Origin of the sequence: Rhizobacter sp. AJA081-3 (assembly GCF_017795745.1) — a bacterium.
Taxonomy (GTDB): domain Bacteria; phylum Pseudomonadota; class Gammaproteobacteria; order Burkholderiales; family Burkholderiaceae_C; genus Piscinibacter.
On sequence record NZ_CP059067.1, the window covers coordinates 1,070,461 to 1,094,084 of the forward strand.

Here is a 23,624-nt window from a genome sequence, read left to right on the forward strand (position 1 = left end):
TGACGGCTCTGCCCAGGGGCAGGTCGGCAAAGGGCCGGGGACTCAGGGCATTTTCGGCAGCCACCACGGAATCATTAGGGTGATGTCGCCCGGAATTCCGGCGCATCTTCACGGGCGCAGGCGCGGCATACTTCACGCATGGCGGCCCCCATCCTCGACCATGCGCTGCGCGTCCTGCACCTGGAGGATTCGCCGCTGGACCACGAACTGACCCTGGCCCACCTGCGCCGCGGCGGGCTGGAGGTGCAGGCGCTGCGCATCGACTCCGAGTCGGCCTTCCTGGCTGCGCTGGAGCAGGAATGGGACGTGGTGCTGTCCGACTTCAACCTGCCCGGCTTTTCGGGCCTGGTGGCGCTGGACCTGCTCAAGGCCAGCGGGCTGGACGTGCCCTTCATCCTGGTCTCCGGCGAGATCGGCGAGGACACCGCGGTCGAGGCGATGCGCAACGGCGCCAGCGACTACCTGCTGAAGAACAACCTGGCGCGGCTGGTGCCGGCGCTGATGCATGCGGTGGAGGCCACCGAAACGCGCCATGCCCGCGAGCGCGCCGACCGCGAACTGGGCAAGTCCAAGCAGCGCCTGCGCGAACTCGCGCAGCACTTGCAGACGAGCATCGAGCAGGAGCGCGCGGCAATCGCCCGCGAGATCCACGACGACGTCGGCGGCTCCTTGACGGCGCTCAAGTTCGACCTGGCCTGGATCGCCCGCCACACCACCGACGAAGGGGTGCGCCTGCGCGTGAATTCCGCACTCGAGACGGTGACGCTGGCGATCGAATCGAGCAAGCGCATCATGCACAACCTGCGCCCGGCCATCCTCGAGCAGGGCCTGGTGGCGGCACTGCAGTGGATCGCCTCGCGCTTCGAGAAGCGCACCGGCATCGCCTGCGAGCTGAGGCTGCCCACGCAGACGCCCGAGTGGCCCGCCGGCGTGCCGCTGGTGGCCTACCGCACCGCGCAGGAGGCGCTGACCAACATCACCAAGCACGCGCAGGCCTCGCGGGTGCAGATCGACCTGTCGCTGGCCGGCGGCGTGATGTCGCTGGAGATCAGCGACAACGGCCGGGGCCTGAGCCAGCAGGACCTGGCCAAGGCGCGCTCCTTCGGCATCCGCGGGCTGCACGAACGCGCCGGCACGGTGGGCGGCTGGGTCGACCTGTCCAGTGGGCCGGCCGGCACCACGCTGATACTGTCGGTCCCCTTGAACCCGATCGGGGACACGTCGCCCGCGCCCGCGCACCCGCTGCGCGAGCCGGAAGATCCTTCGCAGTGGGGCACTCTGTGATCAAAGTCATTCTTTGCGACGACCATGCGCTGATCCGCCGCGGCATCCGCGACACGCTGTCGGACGCCCCCGACATCGAGGTGATCGGCGAGGCCGGCGACTACGGCGAACTGCGCACGCTGCTGCGCAGCCACGCCTGCGACGTGCTGGTGCTCGACATCAACCTGCCCGGCGGGCGCAGCGGGCTGGACGTGCTGCACGTGCTGAAGGACGAGGGCCTGCCGATGCGCGTGCTGGTCGTCTCGATGTACCCGGAAGACCAGTACGCCATCCGCGCACTGCGTGCCGGCGCCTTCGGCTACGTCAACAAGGGAGGCGACCCGGCACAGCTGGTCACGGCCGTGCGCACCGTCTCGCAGGGCCGCAAGTACGTGACCCCCGAGATCGCGCAGATGCTGGTCGAGAGCCTGACCACGCCGGTGGTAGAGAACTCGCACGAGAAGCTCTCCGACCGCGAGCTGCAGACACTGGTGCTGATCGCCTCGGGCAAGCGCCTGTCGGACATCGCCGAAGAGCTCAAGCTCAGCCCGAAGACGGTGAGCGTCTACCGCGCCCGTGTGCTCGAGAAGCTGTCGCTTGCGAACAACTCCGAGATGACCGTTTACGCCATCCGCAACGGCCTGGTCGGCGACTGACGATGGCCGCGGCGCGGTCGGCGCCGCCGGGCTGAGGCGTGTGTCACGGCCGGGCCGGATAAGTGACGCTCAAGGGCAGCGGCAAGCTGCCGAAAGGCCTGAAGATCGCGGACGCCCGTCCTCGAACACCTCGCCACGTTTCTCACTCGATGCTTCTCGCCGCCTGCCTTGTCGTGACCGCCCTGCTGCTGTGGCTGGCCGCCGGCATCGGCGTTCTGGCCGAGCGGCGGTCGAGCAAGATGGCATGGCGGGTGCGTGGCATCGCCATCGTGCTCAGCGCCTGTGCCCTGTGGTGGCCGGCGCACGCGCTGCAGACCGAGGGCACCCTGGCAGCGTCGGCGGGCGCCCGCTCGATGCTGGCCTGGCTGCCTGCCCTGGCGCTGTTTTCGCTCGGCCTGGCCACCACGCGGGCCTGGGCCTTGGGCTCCTGGGCCGGCACGGTGCTGGGCGGCGTCGTCACCGTGGTGGCGGCCTATGCATATGCGATGCTGCTGCTGCCCAGCCTGTTCCGCATTGCCCCGATCGATCTGCCGGTGAGCGAAGGTGCGCTGGTGCTCGGGCTGGCGATGGCGAGCATCGCGATGTTCCTGCCGACGCAGAACGAACGTGTGGGCCAATGGGTCCGCGCGATGTCGGTGTCGGCCGCGGCCGGGGTGGTGGCGCTGGCGCTGACCGGATTCATGGCCACCATGCCGTCCGTTCCGGACACCGCCTGGCATGAACTGGCGGTGCTCTCGCTGGTGGCCGCGCTCGGCGCCATGGTGCTGGCGATGCTGCGACAACCCTCGGACTCGCAGGACATGGTGGCGCGCCCGGTCCGCGTGACCGCCACCGATCTGCTGACCGGCTTGCCGACGCGGCAGTTCTTCGAGGAGCGTCTGACGGCGGCGGCCAGGCGCTGCGACGCCAAGCAGGCCAAGCTGGCGGTGCTGTTCATCGACCTCGACGGCTTCAAGCCGGTCAACGACACCTTCGGCCATGCCTGCGGCGACCGCGTGCTCGAGCAGGTCGGCGTGCGTCTGCGTTCGCTCACGCGCGGCTCCGACGTGGCGGCGCGCGTCGGAGGCGACGAATTCCTGCTGCTGATCCCGGGCATCTCGTCGACCGAGTCGGTGACGCGCATCGCCAAGGCGCTGATCGAGATCCTCAGCCGGCCCTACAAGGTGGAAGACCGCGAGATCGGCATCTCCTGCTCGGTGGGCATCGCCATCTACCCCGACGGCTGCCGTGCCAGCAAGCTGATCGCCCGCGCCGACGCGGCGATGTACGCCGCCAAGCGCGCCGGCGGCACGCGGCATGCCTTCTTCTCGCCGGAGATGGATTCCGACGCCAAGCAGAACTTCGACATGGTGCGCGATCTGCGCCGCGCCATCGCCAACAACGAACTCGAGCTGTACTTCCAGCCGAAGATCGACGCGCGCAGCGGCAAGGTCACCGCCGCCGAGGCACTGCTGCGCTGGAACCATCCGAAGCTCGGTCTCGTGTTGCCCGGCCAGTTCGTGCCGCTGGCCGAGCGCACCGGGCTGATCGGCCCGCTGGGCGACTGGGTCATCGAAGCCGCGTGCCGGCAGGCGCGCGCCTGGCGCGACAAGGGCCTGCGCATGCGCGTGGCGATCAACCTGTCGGCCTACCAGATGCGCCAGGACGACATCGTCGACCGCATCATCGAGGCCCTCAAGCGCCACCGCATCCGTCCCTCGCTGCTGACCTGCGAGATCACGGAATCTGCAGCGATGGAGGACACGCTGGCCACCCAGGAGACCTTCCGCCGCCTCGGCGAACTCGGCACGCACCTGTCGATCGACGACTTCGGCACCGGCTACTCGAGCCTGGCCTATCTGCGCAAGCTGCCCGCCGAGGAGCTGAAGATCGACCGAAGCTTCGTGCAGGACCTGGAGCACAGCCCCGACGCCCGCGCGGTGGTCGATGCGGTGCTCAAGCTCGCCCACGCGCTGGGGCTGAAGGTGGTCGCCGAGGGCGTGGAGAACCCGCGCCAGCACCAGATCCTGGCCGAGCTGGGTTGCGACGAACTGCAGGGCTACCTGTTCGCCAAGCCGATGTCGGCCCGCGCGCTGCTGCTGTGGGCCATCGGCGACCGTGGCGAGGCCTCGGTGTTCCGCAACTCGCTGTTCGGCGAGACGCGCCAGACCTCGCTGCTGGCGGCACGCACGGCACCGGTGCCGGACAACCGGGAAGCCGCCTAGAGCGTTGCCACGTGCCTCAGCGCGTCGCGCGCCGGCGCACGCATTCGAGGTAGCGCTCGCCGTCGGGCGGCAGCCCGCTCTTCTGCGAGGCCCAGACCATCTCGCCCAGGCACTCCATCACCTCGTGGTGCGCCTCGTGCGCCGAGCCACGCCGGGCAGCGAGCAGCTCGAAGGCCTGCCGGATGCCGCGCGGCTGGTCGATCGACACCTGCTCGGTGATCGTCAGGTGCATCGACAGGTGCAGGAAGGGATTGGTGCGGCCGCTCTCGACGTCGTAGACCGACGCCAGCGCCGCTTCGAGGTCGTCGAGTTCGGCGTGGTACTCCGGATGCTCGTCGATCCAGTCGGCGGCCAGCGCCTCCATCGGGATCAGCGGCAGGCCGTCGCGGCGCTTGCGGCGCGTGTCGCAGAAGAATCGGCGCACGTCGTTCTGGGAAGGAGCAAACATCCGACAATTGTCTCTCGACAGGAAAAGACGGACCCTGATGACGGCATGGAGCGAGCTGCCGCTGATCCACGATGCGGCCTTCTATGCCGTGGCTGTGCCGGCGGTGTTGATGATGGGCCTGTCCAAGAGCGGCTTCCTCGGCGGCTTCGGCTCGCTGGCGGTGCCGCTGATGGCGCTGGCGATTCCGGTGCCGCAGGCGGCGGCGATCATGCTGCCGCTGCTGCTGGTGATGGACGCGACCGGCCTGCAGCAGCTGTGGAGACACTGCGACCGCGAGCTGCTGCGCCTGCTTCTGCCCGCCGGCCTGCTCGGCACGGTGGTCGGCACGGTGCTGTTCGGCGTGCTGAGCACGGCGACGGTGGCCGCCGTGGTGGGCGCGCTGACGCTGCTCTTTCTCGCCCAGCGGCTGCTGTTCCCGCCGCGTGCCGACAGCCCGCCGCCGCCGCGCCCGCTGGGCTTCGTGCTGGGCATCGCGTCGGGCTTCACCAGCTTCGTCGCGCATGCCGGCAGCCCGCCGATCAATGCCTACGTGCTGCCGCTGCGCCTGGCACCGCTGACCTATGCCGCGACCATGTCGGTGTTCTTCGCCGCGGTGAACCTGTCGAAGTGGATCCCCTACGCCTGGCTGGGCCTGATCGACCTGCGCAACATGAGCACCTCGCTCGTGCTGATGCCGTTGGCGCCACTGGGCGTGTGGCTGGGCGTGTGGGCCACGCGCCGCATCGACGCGAGCTGGTTCTACCGGCTCGCCTACACCGGCATGTTTCTCACCGGTGCGAAGCTGCTGTACGACGGGCTGAAGTGAGCGGGGGCTACTTCTTGTCGGTGTAGATGTCGATGGCCACGGCTTCCAGCCGGTAGCCGCTGGCGCCCATGAAGGTGTCCGAACGCAGCGTCTTCAGCGTGCCGCTGATCCACACCGCGTCCATCGACTTCACGCCCTTGGCGGCCTCGCGCGGGCGCACGTGGATGATCTGGTTCGAGGGCGGCGGCGGCGAGTGGATGCAGGCCCCGAAGTAGGGCACGAGCAGGAACTCGGTCATGCCCGACTTGCCTTCTTCGAGCGGCACCACGTAGCCCGGGATGCGGATCGCCTTGCCGTCCATCGCGTTGTTGGTCGGTGCGTTGTCCCAGGTCTCGCGCATCTTCTTCAGCATGGCGGCCGCGCGCGGGTCGGCATCGCTGAGCACGCCGAAGTTCATGTCCTTGAACTGCTTGAGCGGATCCCAGTCCTTGGGTACCAGATCGTCCCAGGTGATTTCCGGGAAGCCGGCGCGGGCCGGGGCGGCGGCCTTGGCGGCCGGCTTGTCCTGCGCGGCGGCGTGCGCGCCCGGCAGGGCCAGGGCCATCGCAATCAGCCAGGGAGCGGTTCGGTTCATCGTCGGTTCCTCGTTCAGCTGCGCGGCGACAGGCCGTCGGACAGCGACATCCGGTAGGCGCGCAGGCCCGGGATCAGGCTGGCCAGCACGCCGGCCGCCAATACGCCGCCGAGCAGCAGCCCTTGTGATGCGCTCGGCTCGCCGAGGTTCAATGTCACGCCGTAGTGAGACTGTACCCAGGGCCCGGCCCCGGCGATCAGTGCCACGCAGGCCAGCGTGCCCAGCAGCATGCCGGCCAGCGTGACGAGCAGGCCCTCGGCGGCCAGCAGCACCAGCACGTCGCGCGGGCCGGCGCCGACGGCGCGCAACACGGCGAGCTCGCGGCGGCGCTCGTTCAGCCCGGCCAGCACGGTGGCCACCAGCCCGGCCAGGCTGACCAGCGCCACCAGAGCCGACAGACCGATGAGCAGCTTCTCGCCCACGCCGACCACGTTCCAGAGTTCGTCCAGCGCCACGCCGGGCAGCACCGCCATCAGCGGCTCGCCCTCGTAGTCGTTGACGAAACGCTGCACCGCGAAGACCGCGGCGCGCCCCTTCAGGCCGACCAGCGCGGCGGTGACCTGCTTGGGCGCGAGATCGAACTTGCGCGCCTGCTCGGCCGGGATGGCCAGGCCCTTCATCGGCGTGCCGGCCGACCAGTCGAGGTGGATCGCTTCGAGCGCGGGCAGGCTGATGTGTACGGTGCGGTCCACCGGCGTGCCGGTCGGCGCGAGGATGCCGACCACGGTGAAGGGCTTGTCGGCATGCTCGCTGCCCGGCAGCGTGCCGCTGCCGTGGCTGAGCACGATGGGGTCGCCGAGCTTGTAGCGCAGGCGCTGCGCGACCTCCGCGCCGAGCACGGTGCCGTACAGGCCGTCGAGATCGCCGCTGAAGGGCGAGCCGTGCTCGAGCCGCAGCGCCTGCCGCTCGCCGTAGCGGAAACGCTCGAAGAACGCCTTCGTCGTGCCCAGCACCGGGAAGCCGCGGTGCGAGTCGCCCAGCGACAGCGGCACCACCCAGTCGACGGCGCGGTGTTTCGCGATCTCCTCGATGCTTTCCATGCGCACGTTGTTGGTGGCGCCGCCGAGATGGAACACGGCGTAGAGCATCAGCTGCACGGAGCCGGTGCGTGCGCCGACGACGAGGTCGGTGCCGCTGACGGCCTGAGAGAAGTTGTCGCGCACGTCGATGCGCACCCGATCGAAGGCGAGCAGCAACAGCGTCGACAGCGCGATCGACAGCGCCACCAGCGACAGCGTGCCGCGGCGGTTCCAGGCGCTGGCCGCCGCCAGGCTCAGCAGCGCCTTCATCCGGCAGCCTCGTGCAAGGCGTGGTTCAGATCCGGCAGCGAGGCCGCACGGTCGAAGCGGCGCGCCAGTCGCTCGTCGTGGCTGACGAAGACCAGCGTGCTGCCGGCGGCGCGGCATTCGCCGAGCAGCACGTCCATGAAGTCGTCGCGTAACGTGGCGTCCAGCGCCGAGGTCGGCTCGTCGGCGATCACCACCTCGGGCGCGCCGATCAGCGCGCGCGCCGCGGCCACGCGTTGCTGCTGTCCGACCGAAAGCTCGCGCGCGTCACGAGGAAACAGGCTTGAATCCAGCCCGACACGCTCGAGCAGCGATCGCGCCTGCGCCGCCGGCGAGCCGCTGCGCTGCGTGGCGCGTGCGGCGCGCGAGGGCGAGAAGCGGCAGCCCAGCAGCACGTTGTCGGTCACGTTCAGCCAGGGCAGCAGGTTGAACTGCTGGAACAGGTAGCCGACATGGTCGGCGCGGAAGGCATCGCGCGCCGCGCCGGACATCGAGCCCCAGGAGCGGCCGGCCATCGACACGCTGCCGGCACGTGGCACCAGCACGCCGGCCAGCAGCGACAGCAGCGTGCTCTTGCCGCAGCCGCTCGGGCCGTGCAGGAACAGCGTCTCGCCGGCGCTGACCTGCAGCGTGTCGATGGCCAGGCAGTCGCGCCCGGCTCGCGGCCAGGCGTAGCGCAGATCGTGCAGCTCGATCACGCCGAGCCGCTAGCGCGCCAGCTCGACGCGCTGCGCCGGGCGGACGAGCACTTGCTTGCGCTGGCCCTTGGACGTGGCGCTCTGCACCTCCAGCCGGGCCAGACGCGGGAAGGCCTTGAACAGGCCGATCTCGACGAAGGCCGGGGCCGACTTGCAGGTGAACTCGAAGTCGGCGTCGAGGTCGCCGTGGCCGTCATCGGCTGAGGACTTGGCATCGCCCAGCTTGAGCGGCGCAGACGCCAGCGAGACCGGCCCCAGGCTGCACTGCGCGGCGGGGTCGATGCGGAACAGCGTGTCGGCCGCCTTCAGCGTGGCGACCATCGACTCGACGGCGCGCTTCTCGGCGGCGCTGCGCGGCGCGCGCTCGAAGCCGAGCAGGCCGTCCAGCGGCGATTCGAGCGAGATGACCAGGCGGCCCGGCTCGACGGCGATGTCGAGCTTCGCCGCGCCGTGTTCGTGGGCCTTGCCGGCCAGCGCCGGCAAGGAGATCAGAGTCGCCAGCGTGGCGGCGATCAGGTGCTGCTTCATCGTTTGGCCATCCTCGTCGGTCAGCGTGCTGCCACGGCCTGCAGCGCCGCGGCGATCGACTTCACGTTGTGCGCATACATGCGCAGGAAGGTGTCGGCACCGGCGCCCGGCTGGGACAGTGCGTCCGAGTACAGGGTGCCGCCGACGCGCGCACCGGTCTCCTGAGCGATGCGCTCGATGCTGCGGCGGTCGGTGATGTTCTCGACGAACAGCGCGCGGGCCTGGTGCAGCCGAACCTGCCGGATCACCGAGGCCACGCCGGCGGCGGAAGCTTCGCTGTCGGTGTTCCAGGCGCGCGGAGAAATGAAGGTGATCCCGTAAGCGTCGCCAAGATAGCCGAAGGCATCGTGCGTGGTGACCACGCGGCGCTGCTCGCGCGGCACAGCTTCGAACGCGGCGCGTGCGCTCGCATCGAGCGCGACGATGCGCTCGCGGTAGACGGCGGCGCGTGCATCGATCGCCGCGGCCTGCGCCGGCGCGGCGGCCACCAGTGCCGCGCGCATGTTCTCGACGTAGCGCTGCGCGTGTGCCAGGCTTTGCCAGGCGTGCGGATCGGCCGCACGACCGACGCGCCGCGGCTCGATCCCGCGCGAGGCCTCGATCACCGGGCCGCGGTAGCCGGAACTGCGCACCAGGCGATCGATCCAGCCTTCGAAGTGCAGCCCGTTGACCACCACCAGGTCGGCCTTGGCCAGGCGCTGCGCGTCGGCCGGCGTGGGTTCGAACACATGCGCATCGGCGTTGGCGCCGACCAGGCTGTGCACCTGTGCCGCATCGCCGGCGATCTCGCGCAGCATGTCGGCGAGGATCGAGAAGCTCGCCACCACCTGCAGCGGCCGGGCGGTCTGCGCGCGCAGCGGCGCGGCGATGCCGAGCAGCGCGAGCGCAAGGAAGAGTGTGACGAGGCGACGCATGGTGGTTCAGGCCACGCGGTGCGCGTGCAGCGCGCTGCGGCGGGCGAGCAGGCTGTCGTGGCGGCCGGCGGCCAGCGAGACGAGGTAGGCCGCGCCGGCCAGCAGCACGATGGCCGGGCCCGAGGGCAACTGCAGGTGGTAGCTCAGCAGCAGGCCGCCGGCGCCGCTGAACAGCGCGATCGCGGTGGCCGTGGCGGCCAGGCTCCACACCTCGCGGGCCCAGAAGCGCGCCGCGGTGGCCGGCAGCATCATCAGGCCCACGGCCATCAGCGTGCCCAGGGCCTGGAAGCCGGCGACGAGGTTGAGCACCACGAGGCCGAGAAAGACGAAGTGCAGCGCGCGTTCACGCCCGCCCACCGAGCGCAGGAAGCCGGGGTCGACACTGGCCACGAGCAACGGCCGGTAGGCCGCCGCGACGACCAGCAGCGTGACGCTGGCCACGCCCGCGACCGTGATGAGCGCGGTGTCGTCGACCGCGAGGATGCTGCCGAACAGCACGTGCATCAGGTCCACCGGGCTGCCGTGGGTGGAGACGATCAGGACACCGGCGGCCAGCGCGATCAGGTAGAAGGCTGCGAAGCTGGCGTCCTCGCGCTGCGTGGTGACCTGCGCCACCCACCCGGCGAGCACGGCCACCAGCAGTGCCGCCGCCAGCCCACCGGCACCCATGGCCGGCAGCGAGAACCCGGCCAGCGCGAAGCCGATCGCCGCGCCGGGCAGTACGGCATGCGCCATCGCGTCGCCCATCAGGCTCATGCGGCGAAGCACCAGCAGCGTGCCCATCGGCGCGCTGCCCAGCGCAAGCGCGACGCAGGCCACCAGCGCGCGGCGCATGAAGCCGAACTCCACGAAGGGCTGCAGGAAGATCTCGTACGGGCCCATGGTCATGCCCTCAGGCCCGCTCGCACACCGGTGCGGACTCGTCCCAGCGCTCCGACATCTGGCGCGCGCGGAACAGGTTCTCGGCATGCAGCACCTGCGCCGTCGGCCCCCAGGCCACGGCCTCGCGGGCGAGCAGCAGGGTCTGCGGGAAGTTCTCGCGCACCAGCTCCATGTCGTGCAGCACCGCCACCACGGTGCGCGCTTCGCCGTGCCAGCGCCGCACCACGGCGAGCAGGTCGGCGCTGGTGCGCGCGTCGATGGCGTTGAAGGGTTCGTCGAGCAGGATCAGCTGTGCGTCCTGCAGCAGCACGCGGGCGAACAGCACGCGCTGGAACTGCCCGACCGAGAGCTCGCCGATGCGCCGCTGCTCGAAGCCCGACAGGCCCACCGAGGCCAGCGCCTCGCGCGCCTTCTCGCGCAGCGGCCGGTCGATGGCGCCGAAGGCACCACGGCGCGGCCAGTGGCCGAGCGAAACGAGATCGAGCACGCCGACCGGGAAGCTGCGGTCGATCTGCGACTGCTGCGGCAGGTAGGCCACACGGCCGACCAGCGCCGGCGCGATCTCGATGCGACCGGAGTTCACCGGCAGCCGGCCCGCGAGTGCATCCAGCAGGCTGCTCTTGCCGGCGCCGTTGGGCCCGACGATGGCCATCAACGCACCTTGGTCGATCTCGCCGCTGAGGTGATGCACGGCAGGGTGGCGCTGGTGCGTCACCGTCAGGTCGATGAAGCGCACTGCGTTCATGTCGTCAGGTCCGCCAGGGCCCAGGCCACCGCAGCCCACAGCAGCACGAGGGCGGCCAGTGCCGCAGCCAAACGCGGCAGCGCGCCGCTCATCAGCACGCTGGCGGGGACATCCTCATCGTGCGGGCGGCGTTCGTCGTGCGCGTGATCATGCGCGTGTTCGTGCACGTGTTCGTGCGCATGGGCGTGCTCGTGGCTCATGTGGCCCTCGCGCAGTCGGCACACCGGCCACGCAGCGTCAACTCGTGCTGCTCGACGCGGAAGCCTGCCGGCGCCAGCCGGTCGATGCCGCTCGGGCAGCCGTGGATCGGGAACACCCGGTCGCACACGGTGCAATGGAAATGGTGGTGATGATGGTGCTCGTGCGCATGCGCGCTGCGCTCGGCGCAGGGTGCCTCGAAGCGCGCCGCCTGGCCAGGCAGGTCGACGCGCACCACCTGGGCTTCGTCGTGCAGCGTGCGCAACTGGCGGTAGACGGTCGACAGGTTCAGCGTCGGCACCTCGCCGCGCGCCAGATCGAGGATCTCCGCCGGCGCGAGCGAGCGCCCGCTGGAGGCGAGCGCCTGCAGCACGGCCTGCTTCTGTCGAGTCTGGCGGGATTCCATCGGCGCATCTTATTGCAAATGCAATTGCATTTGCTGAGGCCTGCCGAAACCCGAGTCGAATCCGGGGTCAGCGGGGTGTGGCGGGGTCCTCGTCGCTCTGCGCGCCGTCCTGCCCGCCCCAGCCTGCGCGCTCGGTGCGCTGGCGTGCCGCTTCGCGCTCCTGCGCGAACAGCTCCTCGAGCTGCTGGCGGCCCTGCTTGGCGATGGCGATCAGCTTCGCCTCGTCGCCGAAGTGCGGCCGCATCACCTCGAGCTGCGCCACGTTGTGCCGGCGAAATCGCAGCGCCAGCGTGCGCGCCTGGTGGCGCTCGAAGCCGAGCAGCTCGAGCACGCTGCGCCCGCTCATCAGCGCGGCGTCCAGCGTCTCGCGCTCGATGATCTCGACACCCAGGTTGCGCAGCTCGTAGTAGTGCGTGACGTTGCGGGCCCGTGCGACGACCGTCATGCGCGGGAAATGCTCGCGCACCAGCTTGGCCACCTCGACACTCTGTTCGATGTCGTCAATGGCCAGCACCATCACGCGAGCCTTGTCCGCGCCGGCGGTGCGCAGCAGGTCCAGCCGCGCCGCGTCGCCGTAGAACACCGGCCAGCCGAAGCGGCGCACGGCCTCCACCTGCTCGGCGTCGTGCTCCAGCACGGTGGCCGCGAGGCCGTTCGCGTAGAGCAGCCGGCCGACGATCTGCCCGTAGCGGCCGAAGCCCGCGATGATCACCGGCGCGTGCTGCGGCTCGCTGATCTCGTCAAGCTGCGGGTCCAGGGCGCGCGCCGCCAGGCGCGCGGCCCACCAGCGGTCGGACAGCAGCAGCACCAGGGGCGTGAGCAGCATCGAGAGGGCCACCGCGGCCACCAGGAGCGACGAGGTCGGCGCGTCGATCACACCGGCGCCGGCGGCGGTCTGGAACACCACGAAGCCGAACTCGCCGCCCTGCGCGAGCAGGATGATGAAGGGCGGCCGCTCGGCCAGCGGGATCGGCATCGTGCGGCCCATGGCCCACAGCACCACGCCCTTGACGACCAGGAAGCCCAGCACGATGCCGGCCACGAGCAGAGGCTGCGCCAGCACCACCGCGAAGTCGATGCTCATGCCCACGGCGATGAAGAACAGGCCGAGCAGCAAGCCCTTGAAGGGCTCGATGTCGGTCTCCAGCTCGCGGCGGTATTCGCTCTCGGCGAGCAGCACGCCGGCCAGGAAGGCGCCCAGCGCCATCGACAGGCCCACCGACTGCATCAGCGCCGCCGTGGCCACCACCAGCAGGAGCGAGGCGGCGGTGAAGATCTCCGGCGTCTTGCTGCGGGCGATCCAGCGCAGCGCCGGGCGCAGCAGCAGGCGGCCGCCGAGCACGATCAGCGCGATCACGCCCACCGCCTTGGCCGCACCCAGCCAGCCGCCGCCTTGCGCATGTTCGGTGCTGACGGCCAGCAAGGGCACGAGCGCCAGGATCGGGATGGCCGCCACGTCCTGCAGCAGCATCACGCTGAGCACGCTCTGGCCCGAGGTGGTGGCCATCAGGTTGCGCTCGGCCATCACGCCCAGGCCGATGGCCGTGGAGCTCATCGCCAGGCCCAGCGAGGCCACCAGCGCGAGGCGCCAGTCCACGCCCAGCAGCACCGCCGCGCCGCACATCAGCGCGGCGGAGCCGAACAGCTGCACGCTGCCCCAGCCGAAGATCGGCCGGCGCAATGCCCACAGGCGGCGAGGTTCCAGCTCCAGGCCGACCAGGAAGAGCATCAGCACCACGCCGAACTCGGCGAAGTGCAGCATGTCCTGCGGATCGGTGACGAACTTCAGGCCCCAGGGGCCGATCAGGATGCCGGCGGCAAGGTAGCCGATGATCGAGCCCAGGCCGAGCGCCTTGGCGATCGGCACCGCGAGCACCGCCGCGGCCAGGTAGACGAGGCTGCCGGTCAGCCAGGAGCCGTGTTCCATCAGGCGCCCTCCGGCTCGGTCGCCGGGCGTGCCGTGGCCGGCACCTCGCAGGCCACGCACTCGGCAAGCTCGGCCAGTTCGGGCCATTCCGGGTAGGCGGCCAGGCGCTCGGCATAGATGCGCGCGTGCGCCTCGATGGCCGCCTGGCCGACGCGGTGCGCACCATGCAGCATCAGGGGCGGCAGGAAGCGCATGCCGCACAACGCCGCCGTCTGCTCGTAGGGCGGCAGGAAGGCGTCGAAGAAGTAGCGGTTGTAGCTGTCGGGCCGGTACGAATCTTCCGGCCCGCCGGTGCTGGCGGCCAGCCACAGATCCTTGCCCTGCAGGGCCGTACCGCCCGGGCCGTAGGCCCAGCCGAAGGCAAGCACCTCGTCGAGCCAGAGCTTCATCAGCGGCGGCATCGAATACCAGTGCACCGGGTGCTGCCAGACGACCAGCTTCGCGCGCGCCAGCAGCGCCTGCTCGGCGGCCACGTCGATCAGGTAGTCGGGGTAGAGCGCGTACAGGTCGCGCACCTCTAAGCGGCCCTGCGAAGCCGCGGCCACCTCGCCGGCGGCGCGCATCAGCGTGCGGTTGGCGCGCGACTGTTCCATCTGCGGGTGGGCCACCAGCACCAGCACCTCGGCGGATGCGGCGCCGGGCGAGGGATGAGGCTCGGGCATGGCGTGGGGTTGCACTCGATGGGGCGGGTCGGGATGGTGCCGTAACATAACCGCAAAAGCCGAACAACCAGACGCGAGGACGGAGGTCCAGATGCCGGTGATCGTGGTGGCCAATCCCAAGGGGGGCGTGGGCAAGAGCACGCTGTCGACCAACCTGGCGGGCTACCTCGCCTCGAAGGGGCATGCGGTGATGCTCGGCGACGTGGACCGGCAGCAGTCCGCGCTGACCTGGCTGTTGTTGCGGCCGAAGCACCTGCCGGCCATCGGCACCTGGGAGACCAGCCACGACGAGATCGTGCGCCCGCCCAAGGGCACCACCCACGTGGTGCTCGACACGCCGGCCGGCCTGCACGGCAAGCGGCTGGACGAGGTGATGAAGATCGCCGACAAGGTGGTGATTCCGCTGCAGCCGAGCATCTTCGACATCCACGCCACGCACGCCTTCGTCCGCGAATTGCTGGCGCACCGGCGCAGCGACAAGGTGAAGTTCGCCATCGTCGGCATGCGCATCCGCGAGGGCACCATCTCCGCGGACCACCTGCGCGCCTTCGTCGACAGCCTGAAGGTGCCGGTGCTCGGCTTCCTGCGCGACACGCAGAACTACGTGCACCTGGCCGCCCACGGGCTGACGCTGTGGGACGTCACCTCGTCGCGTTTCGAGCGCGACATCGAGCAGTGGAAGCCGATCCTGGAATGGGTCGAGGCATGAGGCGTTTCGAGTCGCTCGAGGAATTCGGCGCGCTGATCGGCCAGACCGTGGCCAGCAGCGACTGGATCACCGTCACGCAGGAACGCATCGACGAGTTCGCGCGCGCCACCGGCGACCACCAGTGGATCCACGTCGACCCGGTGCGCGCGGCGGCCGGGCCCTTCGGGGCGACCATCGCGCACGGCTTCCTGACCTTGTCGTTGCTGCCGGTGATGGCCGAATCGGCGATCGAGTTCGCCAACGTGCGCATGGGCGTCAACTACGGGCTGAACAAGGTGCGCTTCCCGGCGCCGGTGCCGGTAGGCAGCCGGCTGCGCGGGCACTTCAAGCTCACGACCTTCGAGCCGCTCGAAGGCGGCGCACAGATCACCATGGAAGTGACGATGGAGCGCGAAGGCTCGGCCAAGCCGGTCTGCGTGGCGGAGTCGCTGTCGCGCCGCTACGTCTGACAGGGACTCGCGGTCCTGGAGTGACATTCACGACCGACCGTTTCGTCCGGCGCGCGGGCAGGCGGTCCGGGTATGCGCTCTCCGGCCCACGCTCGCGGGCGACCACCGAGGACCGCAGTGCGCCGCCTCGTCAACGACGCCTGCGGCCTGCACCCGCCTGGGCGACCGCGAATGGGGCCTGCGATCGCACACCCGAACCACCTGCCCCACAACCATCGAGGTTCTCGTGACGGCAGGCCACCGCAGTCGACCTGCGACCATGCCCGTCGCACGAAAGCAGACCCACGAAGAACACGACGGGCCGCGAGTCGCCGATTCAATGCGGGTTGAGCATGTCCGCCTTCCCCTCGAAGGCGTAGTGCAGCAGGTCCGCCATGTCGAAGCGCCCTTGTGAGGCACCCGGGCCCAGCGTCGGCCGAAAGGCCGTGTCGTTGACCACCGAGTGCGTGCTGGCTTGCATCGCGCGGTGGAAGGTCTCCGCCACGATGATCGCGCCCACGCCCGACAGGCGGTTCTTGCCGCCGATCTCGGCTTCGCGCAGCACGTAGAACCACAGCGGCGTGTTGGTCTCGAGCTGCAGCCGGTCGGCGCCGGCGAACAGGCTGTCGGGGATCTCGACACCGCCCTTGCCGTTGATGATCTGGCTGGCCGTCAGCGGCGCCACCTGCAGCGCATAGGCGAGCTGCTGGCCCGACGGCAGGCCGAGCATGCGGCCGCGCGCGAGGTTGCGGAAGGCCAGGCTGCGCTTGAGCGCCAGGTCGGGCTCGCCGACACCGCCGAACGACGCGATCGGCAGAGACTTCAGCGGGTCGACGATCTGCGTATCGATCGCCATCGCGAAGTTCATGTCCGAGGGCGCCGGCGTGAAGGCCGGGCCGAAGCGGCGCAGGTCGAACAGCCGGGTGAAGTCGGCCACCCAGTTGGCCGGCAGCACGTCGCCGACGTTGTTGCCGGATTCGAGGTCGGCCAGGTCGGCCGCCGAGCCCGGCGGCAGGTCGGTCGGCGCCAGCGTGCCGCTGGTGCCGCTGAAGCGGAACAGGCGGAACAGGTGGCCCGAGCGGATCGGCCCCTGTGCCTGCGCGGTCGCGGCGTTGAAGTGCTTGTTCCAGTTGTAGGCCGTGCGGATCATGCTGTGTCCGAGCCGGAAGGCCGCGCCGGAGAACTCCACCGGCATGGTGGCGTCGCGCTCGCCATGGCGCTCGAAGAAGCGCCGACCCTGGCTGAACACCGCGTCGACGACCGCGGGGTCGACCATTCGCGGCAGGTAGTCGGTGCGCAGCATCCACTGGTAGTGGCGCGTGACGATGCCGCGCGCACGATCGAACACCTCCTGCGGGCTGCCAGGCGTTGCGCCGGCCAGGATGTCGTCGACCACGCAGTTGTGGAAGCGGATGAAGGCGGCGTGGACCTGCGCCACCGCCAGGTTCTCGTCGTTGCGCGCATCGGGAATGCGCGCGCGGCGCGGCGCCAGCGCCGGCGTCTGGCCGGCACCCTGGGCGCCCCAGCGCGGCAGGTCGAAGCCCGGCTTGGCGGCCTTGGGCGACTCGAAGTTCAGCGGGGTGCCGCGGCGCAGGTGCATGCCGTCGTCCTCGTACCACTGCGGTTGCTCCCGTGGCCCCTTGCCGTACAGGCTGTCGAGGTCGAGCGTGGGCGAGCGCTGCGAGAGCAGGCCGGGGATGTCCACCGGCTGGCCGAGGTCGAGCTCGGCCTTGTCGAGCGTCATGTCGTGGTCGACGAACTGGCCGAGGTAGGTGTAGCCGGCGGGCAGGGTGGGGTCGGTGCGGCCGGCGCCGCCGACCATGGCCACCGCCAGCTTGGCCAGCACGTTGGTGCTGTTCTCGCGCTCGTTGCGCAGGCCGGGAACGAAACGCGAGAAGCGGAACTCGGTGGTGTCCTGCAGCGAACTCGGCGCGACCGATTCCGGACGCCCATCGCTGCCGATCTGCCGCATCCCCTCACCGACGATGAAGAAGGCCTCTCGGCCGTGGCGTGAACTCATGACTGCTCTCCAGGGTGGGTGGAGCCCGGCGCGGGGGCCGGGCAGCGCCGCCGACGTGGCCGCACGCGATCAATCTAGGCGGCCTCCGGCCAGGGTGCCTCATGCGAACTGGGGACGCTGCGGCCCACGTTCGTGGTGCTTGCGCGCCGGTGGGCTACGATCCGGTCCGCATGCATTGCGGAGGCCGTGGCGATGAAAGTCCTGCTGATCGATGACCACCCGCTGATCCTGTCGGCGCTGCAAAGCGTCATCCAGGGGCTGGGCGACGACGTGACCGTGATCGGCGCCGGCAGCGCGAAGGCCGGCCGCGAGGCGCTGCAGGCCGATTCGGATTTCGACCTGGTGCTGCTCGACCTCTCGCTCGGCGATGCCGACGGCTTCGACGTGCTGCGCGAGTTCCGCGCCCAGTACCCGGCGCTGCCGGTGGTCGTGGTGTCGGCCTCCGACCGCAGCAGCGACGTGATCCATGCCATCGACCTCGGCGCGATGGGCTTCGTGCCCAAGCGCGCCAGCAACGAGTCGCTGTTCGAGGCGCTGCACGTGGTGATGTCCGGCGGCATCTACGTGCCGCCGATGACCATGGGTGCCGAATCGGCGCCGCTCAAGCCCGAGGGCGACACCGTGCCCAGCGTGCTGCGCGTGGTGCGCGAGCAGGCCGAGGCCGGCGAGGTGCAGGGCCACCCGCCGCTGCAGTCGCTCGGCCTGACGCCGCGCCAGACCGACGTGCTGGCGCTGCTGCTGCAGGGCAAGCCCAACAAGCTGATCGCGCGCGACCTCAACCTCTCGGTCGAGACGGTGAAGGACCACGTCGCCGCCGTGCTGCGCACGCTGAATGTCAGCTCGCGCACGCAGGCGGTGCTGGCAGTCAGCCAGATGACGCACAAGGGCGGCCTCAACGCATGGCGCAATCCGACGCGGTGAACCTGGCCACGGGAGGGGCCGCGGCCGAGGCGGCCCCGGCGGCCGAGCCTGCGTCGCGCCACTCGGCGCTCGGCGAGGAGGTGCTCGCCGTCTACGCCTACACCCCGGCCACGCTGGCCGGGCTGGCCGCGGGCTTCTTCATGCTCGCCACGCTGTTCTGGCCCTCGACGCCGTCGGCGCTGATGTTCCCGTGGATGGCCTTGTTCGTCGGCCTGTGGTTCGTGCGCATCGTGATCGCACGGCGCTTCCAGTCCGCGGTGAAGCGACACGAAGTCGAGCTCGACTGGGGCCGCTGGCGCCTGTACTGGAACGTGCTGACGCTGTGCTCGGCCGGCGCCTGGGGCCTGTCGGGCTGGCTGTTCTTCACGCGCGGTCTTGGGATCCAGCAGACCGGCCTGATCCTCGTCATCTACACCTTCTGCATCGCCGTGGTGCCGGTGCTGGCCAACCAGCCGCGCATGTTCCTGGCCTACGTGATGCTGTGCTTCGGGCCGCTGATCGTGCGCATCGCCACCGGCGGCGACGCGTACAGCTACCAGCTGGCCGGCATGCTGCTGATCATCATCACGCTGACCACGGTGCTGGCGCGCAACTACCGGCAGGCCCTGGCACGCGTCATCGAGCTCAAGCTGCGCGCCGATGACCTGCTCGTGCAGTTGCGCGTCGAGAAGCAGGCCGCGGAGGCCGCGCGCCACGAGGCCGAAGTGGCCAACCGCGCGAAGACGCAGTTCTTCACCGCCGCCAGCCACGACCTGCGCCAGCCGCTGCACGCCATGGGCCTGTTCGCCGAGGCGCTGCGCCAGCGCGTGCACGAGCCCGAGGTGGCGCAGCTGGTGAACAGCATCAATGCCTCGGTCGACGCGTTGGAGGGCCTCTTCTCCGAACTGCTGGACATCACCCGCATCGACAACGGCGGCGTCGAGGTGCATCCGCAGTCGTTCGAGGTGGGCGACATCCTGCGCAAGCTGCGCCTGCACTTCGAGCCGACGGCGTTCGAGAAGGGCCTCGCGCTGCGCCTGAGGGGCTGGGCCCGCGTGGTGCATGCCGATCCGCTGCTGGTCGAGCGCATCCTGCGCAACCTGGTGAGCAACGCGATCCGCTACACCAACGACGGCGGCGTGCTGGTCGGGGCGCGCCTGCGTGGCGACAAGGTCCTGCTGCAGGTCTGGGACTCGGGCCTGGGCATCCGTGCCGAGGAGCAGGCCAAGGTCTTCGAGGAGTTCTACCAGGTGCCCAACACGCCGGCGGTGGCGCCGCACCAGCGCAAGGGCCTGGGCCTGGGCCTGGCGATCGTCAAGCGCCTGGCCGACCTGATGGGGGCGCCGATCACGCTGCGCTCGCAAGCCGGCCGCGGCACCGTCTTCACGCTCGAACTGCCGGTGGGGAGCAGGCCGCGGCAGCAGGCGGCCATGCCGAGCACCAAGGGGCCGCTCGGGCTGACGCTCGACGGCCGGCTGATCGTGGTGGTGGAAGACGAGCCCGCGGTGCGCAGCGGCCTCGAGGTGTTGATGCAGGGCTGGGGCGCGCAGGTCGTGTCGTTCGACAGCGTCGCCGAGTCGGCCGCCTGGGCTGCGGCCGCCGATGTGCAGCAGGTGCGGCCGGACCTGCTCATCGTCGACTATCGGCTGGAGAACGGGCGAAACGGCGTCGACGCCATCAAGCTGCTGCGTGAGCGCTTCGGCGCCGCCACGCCGGCCATCGTGGTGACCGGCAGCACCATGAGCACGCTCGACAAGGAAGCGCAGGAGAAGGATTTCCACCTGCTGCTCAAGCCGGTGGTGCCCAACAAGCTGCGCGCGATGATCGCGTTCAAGCTGAACGTCAAGTCCGCCTGATGTGCGACTCGCCGGGCGCCGGGCCGCCCCAAGCCCGGCGAGCAACCCGCCCGGCGGATGGCGCCGGTACCCCGGCGCCGGGTGCTTGATTCAGGCCGGTGCGTAGGCCAGCCGCACGTAGATCGGCGCGAAGGCCTCGGCCTGGGTGATCTCGAGCAGCCGCTCGCGCGCCAGCTCGAGCATGGCGATGAAGGTCACCACCAGCACCTGCGGGCCGTGGCCGGTGTCGAACAGGTCCTCGAACAGCGCGAAGCGCCGGCCCTGCAGGCGGCGCAGCACGATGCTCATGTGCTCGCGCACGCTGAGCTGCTCGCGGGTGATGGTGTGGTGCTGGTTCAGCCTGGCGCGCTTGAGGATGTCTGCCCAGGCGGCGCGCAGTTCGTCGGGGTCGACGTCGGGGAAGCGCGGCGCGAGCGACTGCTCGATCGTCACCTGCGCGCGCAGGAAGTCGCGGCCCAGCAGCGGCAGGGAATCGATCTTCGCGGCCGCGAGCTTCATCTGCTCGTACTCGATCAGGCGGCGCACCAGTTCGGCACGCGGATCCTCGGGCTCCTGGCCGTCCACGCTCTTCTTCGGCGGCAGCAGCATGCGCGACTTGATCTCGATGAGCATCGCCGCCATCAGCAGGTACTCGCTGGCCAGCTCGAGATTCGTCTTGCGGATCTGGTCGACGTAGGCGAGGTACTGGCGCGTCACGTCGGCCAGCGGGATGTCGAGGATGTTGAAGTTCTGCTTGCGGATCAGGTAGAGCAGCAGGTCCAGCGGGCCCTCGAAGGCCTCGAGGAACACCTCCAGCGCATCCGGCGGGATGTACAGGTCGGTGGGCATCGCGAACAGCGGCTCGCCGTACAGGCGCGCCACCGCCACGGCATCGACCACGGCCGGCGGCAGCGCCTGCGCGTCGGGCGAGGGCGCAGGCATCACGGGCACCTCGGGTGCCAGGGCGTGCTGGCTCACTCCGCCTTGGTCTGGTAGACGTAGGGCTGCTGCGGGACGCGGGCGTCCTGGTAGTCGGCCTGCGCCGCGCGGTCGATGCGCTTGTCCCACAGCAGGGCGCGGCCGGCGCGTTGCTCGTCTTCGAGCGTGGGCCGTGCGGCCTTGAGCTGCTCGATGAAGCTGGTGACGTCGGAGGTGTAGGGTTTCCAGAACAGCGGCATGGCGCGGGTGCTGCAGCCCTGTCGAGGGTGCCGGCACGAAGTTGAACTAGCCATTTTACCGGCAGCGGTGAAGGCCCCCTAGGCTTCGACCCGGCGCAGCCCCTGCGCACCCTCGAGGAAGCGGTGCGGTTCGCCCAACAGCCAGCGGGCCAGCTCGTCCAGGCGGGTCGAGCCCACCTCGAGCGCCGAGAATTCCGCCGTCACCGTCTCGAAGCCGTCGAAGTTGACGAACTTGAAGTGCAGCCGGCCGCGGTCGTGTTCGGGCGTGACATGCACGCCCAGCACGAAATCGACCGCCAGCTCGTAGCGCATCTCCTGCAGCTTGCCGTTGTCGGGGTTGCGCACGGCCTGCGAATGCACCGGCGCGCCGCTCTGGCGGATGCGCGACTCGATCTGCTCGATGTCTGGCAGGAAGTCCTTCACCAGCGCGAGCTTCTGGCCGTTCCGCAGCCGGGCATGCAGCGCGATGTGGTCGTAGACGTCGTTGCCGCGCAGCTTCTTGCGCCGCGCGTCGACCTTCATCCCGGTCAGCGGCAGCTGGTCGAACGAGGTGCGCCGGTCGAGCACGTAGCGCACCTTGGACACCGGCTTGAGCACCTCCAGCTGGCGCAGCAGCGTATCGAAGTAGGTGAACACCGTCTTGCACGCGGATTCGGCCAGCAGCGTGTTTCGCTCCAGCGCCGCCACGTCGACGGTCTGTTCGGCCTTGACAGCTTCGGCCTGGCGTTTGAGGTCGTCGAGAAAGCCCACGGCGTCGAGAATCAGTCGGGATGCGGCAAGGATATCGCAGCGCCCGGGCGGGGTGTTTCATCAAACCCAGGGGGGTGCTCTGTCACGATGCGGCATGACCGAAATCGAGCTGAAGTTCCAGGTGCCCGCCGAAAGACGCGCGGCCGTGGCGGCGGCGGTGGCCGGCCGCTCCGGCGCCGGGCAGGTGCAGCGCCTGCAGGCGGCCTACCACGACACCGCCGAGCGCACCCTGGCGAACGCCGGCGTGGCGCTGCGGCTGCGTCGCGAGGGTCCACGCTGGGTGCAGACGCTCAAGGCCAGCGGCGGCGATGCCATGACCCGGCTGGAGCACAACGTCGTGCGGCCGGGGCGGACAGCTGCCGCGCCGCCACTGGACGTGGCACTGCATGCCGGTACGCCCGCCGGTGCGCGCCTGGCCGAGGTGCTCTCGGGCGCAGCCGATCCGGTGCTGGCCTGCCAGTTCCGCACCGACATCCGCCGCCTGTCGCGCCAGGTGCGCACGCATGGTGCGGTGGTGGAGCTGGCCTTCGACACGGGAAGCGTGCAGGCCGAAACGCAGTCGCGGCCGCTGTGCGAACTCGAGATCGAACTGCTGCGCGGCGCCCCCGACGCGCTGCTGGCCTGTGCGCGGCAATGGGTGGCCCGCCACGGCCTGTGGCTGGACACGCGCAGCAAGGCCGAGCGTGGCGATCTGCTGGCGCGTGGCCTGCCGTACACGCCCGCGCGCAAGGCGGTCGCCGTGCGTCTGTCCGCCGACATGCCGGCCGCAGCGGCGCGGCGTGCCGTGTTGCAGGCCTGCGCGCAGCAGGTGCTGCCCAATGCGAGCCAGGTCGCCAGCGGCATCTTCGGCGACGAACATCTGCACCAGCTGCGTGTCGGGCTGCGCCGGCTGCGCGCGGCGCTGGCGCTGTTCGACGGCGCCACCGATACCGAGGCCGAAGCGTCGCCGCTGGCGGCTGCCAGCGCGGCACTGTTCCGCGAGCTCGGCGCCGCTCGCGACCAGGCCGCCATCGGTGCGCCGCTGCGCGCGCAGCTCGAGCAGGCGATCGCGTCCGCCGGCCTGGCACTGGTCGCACCGAGCCTGCCGCAGGGTAACGGCGCCGATCCGGCCCGGGTGCTGCGCAGCGCTGCGGCACAGGCCATGCTGCTCGACCTGCTGAATGCGACGCTGCCGACGAAGACGGCGCAGGATGCCGCAGACGATTCGCCGCTGGCGGCGCTGCTCGCTTCGCGCCTGGAGCGCTGGCATCGGCAGGTCAAGCGTGACGTGCGCGCCTTCGCCGGACTCGACGATGCGGCGCGCCATCGCCTGCGCAAGCGCGTCAAGCGGCTGCGTTATGCGCTCGAATTCACCCAGGCCCTGTTCGGCCGGAAGAAGCTGGCGCGCTACCTGCGTGCGCTGAGCGACCTGCAGGACCGGCTCGGCGCGCTCAACGACGTGGGTGTGGCGATCACGGCCTTTCGCAGCGCGTCACCCGCCGACGCGGCGGTGGCTTTCGCGCTGGGCTGGCTTGTGGCGCGCCGCGAGGCACTGGCCGCGGCGTGTGCCCCCGAGCTTGAAGCGTTCACCCGTGCCAGGCGACCATGGAAGTCGCAGTAGGCGCAGAT

At 70.3% G+C, this 23,624-nt stretch carries 25 protein-coding genes; 9 read left to right on the forward strand and 16 right to left on the reverse strand.

Annotation, left to right across the window (positions count from 1 at the left end):
- Window positions 1-138 precede the first annotated feature (138 nt).
- The 3 genes from HZ992_RS05285 (at window position 139) to HZ992_RS05295 (ending at window position 4,123) form a co-directional block, all read left to right on the forward strand.
- Window positions 139-1,284 (forward strand): hybrid sensor histidine kinase/response regulator, encoded by a 1,146-nt coding sequence (locus HZ992_RS05285; protein ID WP_209385640.1) that lies wholly within the window; start codon window positions 139-141, stop codon window positions 1,282-1,284.
- On the forward strand, window positions 1,281-1,919 hold the full coding sequence (locus tag HZ992_RS05290) for a response regulator (RefSeq protein ID WP_209385641.1): 639 nt from the start codon (window positions 1,281-1,283) through the stop codon (window positions 1,917-1,919). Before HZ992_RS05285 ends, HZ992_RS05290 begins: the two co-directional genes overlap by 4 nt.
- 173 nt (window positions 1,920-2,092) lie before the next feature.
- On the forward strand, window positions 2,093-4,123 hold the full coding sequence (locus HZ992_RS05295) for a putative bifunctional diguanylate cyclase/phosphodiesterase (protein ID WP_209385642.1): 2,031 nt from the start codon (window positions 2,093-2,095) through the stop codon (window positions 4,121-4,123).
- Between the two features lie 16 nt (window positions 4,124-4,139).
- Here the strand turns inward: HZ992_RS05295 and HZ992_RS05300 are convergent, their stop codons facing one another.
- Window positions 4,140-4,571, reverse strand: a complete 432-nt coding sequence (locus tag HZ992_RS05300) for a DUF1841 family protein (RefSeq protein ID WP_209385643.1) — start codon at window positions 4,569-4,571, stop codon at window positions 4,140-4,142.
- A gap of 37 nt (window positions 4,572-4,608) precedes the next feature.
- Here HZ992_RS05300 and HZ992_RS05305 point away from each other — a divergent pair, with 37 nt between their 5' ends.
- Window positions 4,609-5,376, forward strand: a complete 768-nt coding sequence (locus HZ992_RS05305; protein ID WP_209385644.1) for a sulfite exporter TauE/SafE family protein — start codon at window positions 4,609-4,611, stop codon at window positions 5,374-5,376.
- A gap of 7 nt (window positions 5,377-5,383) precedes the next feature.
- On the opposite strand, the gene HZ992_RS05310 is transcribed toward HZ992_RS05305, so the two are convergent.
- The 11 genes from HZ992_RS05310 to HZ992_RS05360 form a co-directional block, all read right to left on the reverse strand.
- The gene (locus tag HZ992_RS05310; RefSeq protein WP_209385645.1) at window positions 5,384-5,950 is read right to left on the reverse strand and encodes a DUF3299 domain-containing protein; all 567 of its coding nucleotides are present in this window, start codon (window positions 5,948-5,950) and stop codon (window positions 5,384-5,386) included.
- Between the two features lie 14 nt (window positions 5,951-5,964).
- On the reverse strand, window positions 5,965-7,239 hold the full coding sequence (locus tag HZ992_RS05315; RefSeq protein ID WP_209385646.1) for an ABC transporter permease: 1,275 nt from the start codon (window positions 7,237-7,239) through the stop codon (window positions 5,965-5,967).
- The gene (locus tag HZ992_RS05320; RefSeq protein WP_209385647.1) at window positions 7,236-7,934 is read right to left on the reverse strand and encodes an ABC transporter ATP-binding protein; all 699 of its coding nucleotides are present in this window, start codon (window positions 7,932-7,934) and stop codon (window positions 7,236-7,238) included. The genes HZ992_RS05315 and HZ992_RS05320 overlap by 4 nt, the downstream gene beginning before the upstream one ends.
- A gap of 9 nt (window positions 7,935-7,943) precedes the next feature.
- Window positions 7,944-8,462, reverse strand: a complete 519-nt coding sequence (locus tag HZ992_RS05325) for a ZrgA family zinc uptake protein (RefSeq protein WP_209385648.1) — start codon at window positions 8,460-8,462, stop codon at window positions 7,944-7,946.
- A gap of 20 nt (window positions 8,463-8,482) precedes the next feature.
- On the reverse strand, window positions 8,483-9,376 hold the full coding sequence (locus HZ992_RS05330) for a metal ABC transporter solute-binding protein, Zn/Mn family (RefSeq protein ID WP_209385649.1): 894 nt from the start codon (window positions 9,374-9,376) through the stop codon (window positions 8,483-8,485).
- Between the two features lie 6 nt (window positions 9,377-9,382).
- Window positions 9,383-10,264 (reverse strand): metal ABC transporter permease, encoded by an 882-nt coding sequence (locus HZ992_RS05335; protein ID WP_371816790.1) that lies wholly within the window; start codon window positions 10,262-10,264, stop codon window positions 9,383-9,385.
- Between the two features lie 4 nt (window positions 10,265-10,268).
- Entirely contained in the window at window positions 10,269-11,003 is a 735-nt protein-coding gene (locus HZ992_RS05340; protein WP_209385651.1) for a metal ABC transporter ATP-binding protein, read from the reverse strand.
- Entirely contained in the window at window positions 11,000-11,203 is a 204-nt protein-coding gene (locus HZ992_RS05345; protein ID WP_209385652.1) for a hypothetical protein, read from the reverse strand. The genes HZ992_RS05340 and HZ992_RS05345 overlap by 4 nt, the downstream gene beginning before the upstream one ends.
- Complete coding sequence (locus HZ992_RS05350; protein ID WP_209385653.1) at window positions 11,200-11,607, reverse strand: Fur family transcriptional regulator; 408 nt, start codon at window positions 11,605-11,607, stop codon at window positions 11,200-11,202. Before HZ992_RS05350 ends, HZ992_RS05345 begins: the two co-directional genes overlap by 4 nt.
- Before the next feature lie 67 nt (window positions 11,608-11,674).
- Window positions 11,675-13,534: a glutathione-regulated potassium-efflux system protein KefC gene (kefC, locus tag HZ992_RS05355; RefSeq protein ID WP_209385654.1), complete on the reverse strand. Its 1,860-nt coding sequence runs from the start codon at window positions 13,532-13,534 to the stop codon at window positions 11,675-11,677.
- Window positions 13,534-14,196 carry a glutathione-regulated potassium-efflux system oxidoreductase KefF gene (locus tag HZ992_RS05360; RefSeq protein WP_209385655.1) on the reverse strand — a complete coding sequence of 221 codons (663 nt, stop codon included), beginning with the start codon at window positions 14,194-14,196 and terminating at the stop codon, window positions 13,534-13,536. The genes kefC and HZ992_RS05360 overlap by 1 nt, the downstream gene beginning before the upstream one ends.
- Window positions 14,197-14,287: 91 nt before the next feature.
- Here HZ992_RS05360 and HZ992_RS05365 point away from each other — a divergent pair, with 91 nt between their 5' ends.
- Together HZ992_RS05365 and HZ992_RS05370 are read left to right on the forward strand one after the other, a co-directional pair.
- Window positions 14,288-14,905, forward strand: a complete 618-nt coding sequence (locus tag HZ992_RS05365) for a ParA family protein (protein ID WP_209385656.1) — start codon at window positions 14,288-14,290, stop codon at window positions 14,903-14,905.
- Window positions 14,902-15,354, forward strand: a complete 453-nt coding sequence (locus HZ992_RS05370) for a MaoC family dehydratase (RefSeq protein WP_209385657.1) — start codon at window positions 14,902-14,904, stop codon at window positions 15,352-15,354. Before HZ992_RS05365 ends, HZ992_RS05370 begins: the two co-directional genes overlap by 4 nt.
- Window positions 15,355-15,670: 316 nt before the next feature.
- Here the strand turns inward: HZ992_RS05370 and HZ992_RS05375 are convergent, their stop codons facing one another.
- On the reverse strand, window positions 15,671-17,353 hold the full coding sequence (locus HZ992_RS05375) for a peroxidase family protein (protein WP_209385658.1): 1,683 nt from the start codon (window positions 17,351-17,353) through the stop codon (window positions 15,671-15,673).
- A 192-nt stretch (window positions 17,354-17,545) separates the two neighbouring features.
- Here HZ992_RS05375 and HZ992_RS05380 point away from each other — a divergent pair, with 192 nt between their 5' ends.
- Together HZ992_RS05380 and HZ992_RS05385 are read left to right on the forward strand one after the other, a co-directional pair.
- Complete coding sequence (locus HZ992_RS05380) at window positions 17,546-18,274, forward strand: response regulator (RefSeq protein ID WP_209385659.1); 729 nt, start codon at window positions 17,546-17,548, stop codon at window positions 18,272-18,274.
- Window positions 18,253-20,109: an ATP-binding response regulator gene (locus HZ992_RS05385; protein WP_245213357.1), complete on the forward strand. Its 1,857-nt coding sequence runs from the start codon at window positions 18,253-18,255 to the stop codon at window positions 20,107-20,109. The genes HZ992_RS05380 and HZ992_RS05385 overlap by 22 nt, the downstream gene beginning before the upstream one ends.
- A 90-nt stretch (window positions 20,110-20,199) precedes the next feature.
- Here HZ992_RS05385 and HZ992_RS05390 read toward each other — a convergent pair whose 3' ends face one another.
- The 3 genes from HZ992_RS05390 to HZ992_RS05400 form a co-directional block, all read right to left on the reverse strand.
- Entirely contained in the window at window positions 20,200-21,030 is an 831-nt protein-coding gene (locus HZ992_RS05390; RefSeq protein ID WP_209387052.1) for a segregation and condensation protein A, read from the reverse strand.
- Between the two features lie 32 nt (window positions 21,031-21,062).
- Window positions 21,063-21,266 (reverse strand): DUF3460 family protein, encoded by a 204-nt coding sequence (locus tag HZ992_RS05395; RefSeq protein WP_209385660.1) that lies wholly within the window; start codon window positions 21,264-21,266, stop codon window positions 21,063-21,065.
- Window positions 21,267-21,344: 78 nt separating this feature from the next.
- On the reverse strand, window positions 21,345-22,016 hold the full coding sequence (locus HZ992_RS05400; RefSeq protein WP_209385661.1) for a hypothetical protein: 672 nt from the start codon (window positions 22,014-22,016) through the stop codon (window positions 21,345-21,347).
- Window positions 22,017-22,110: 94 nt separating this feature from the next.
- Here HZ992_RS05400 and HZ992_RS05405 point away from each other — a divergent pair, with 94 nt between their 5' ends.
- Window positions 22,111-23,616, forward strand: a complete 1,506-nt coding sequence (locus HZ992_RS05405; RefSeq protein WP_209385662.1) for a CYTH and CHAD domain-containing protein — start codon at window positions 22,111-22,113, stop codon at window positions 23,614-23,616.
- Window positions 23,617-23,624 lie beyond the last annotated feature (8 nt).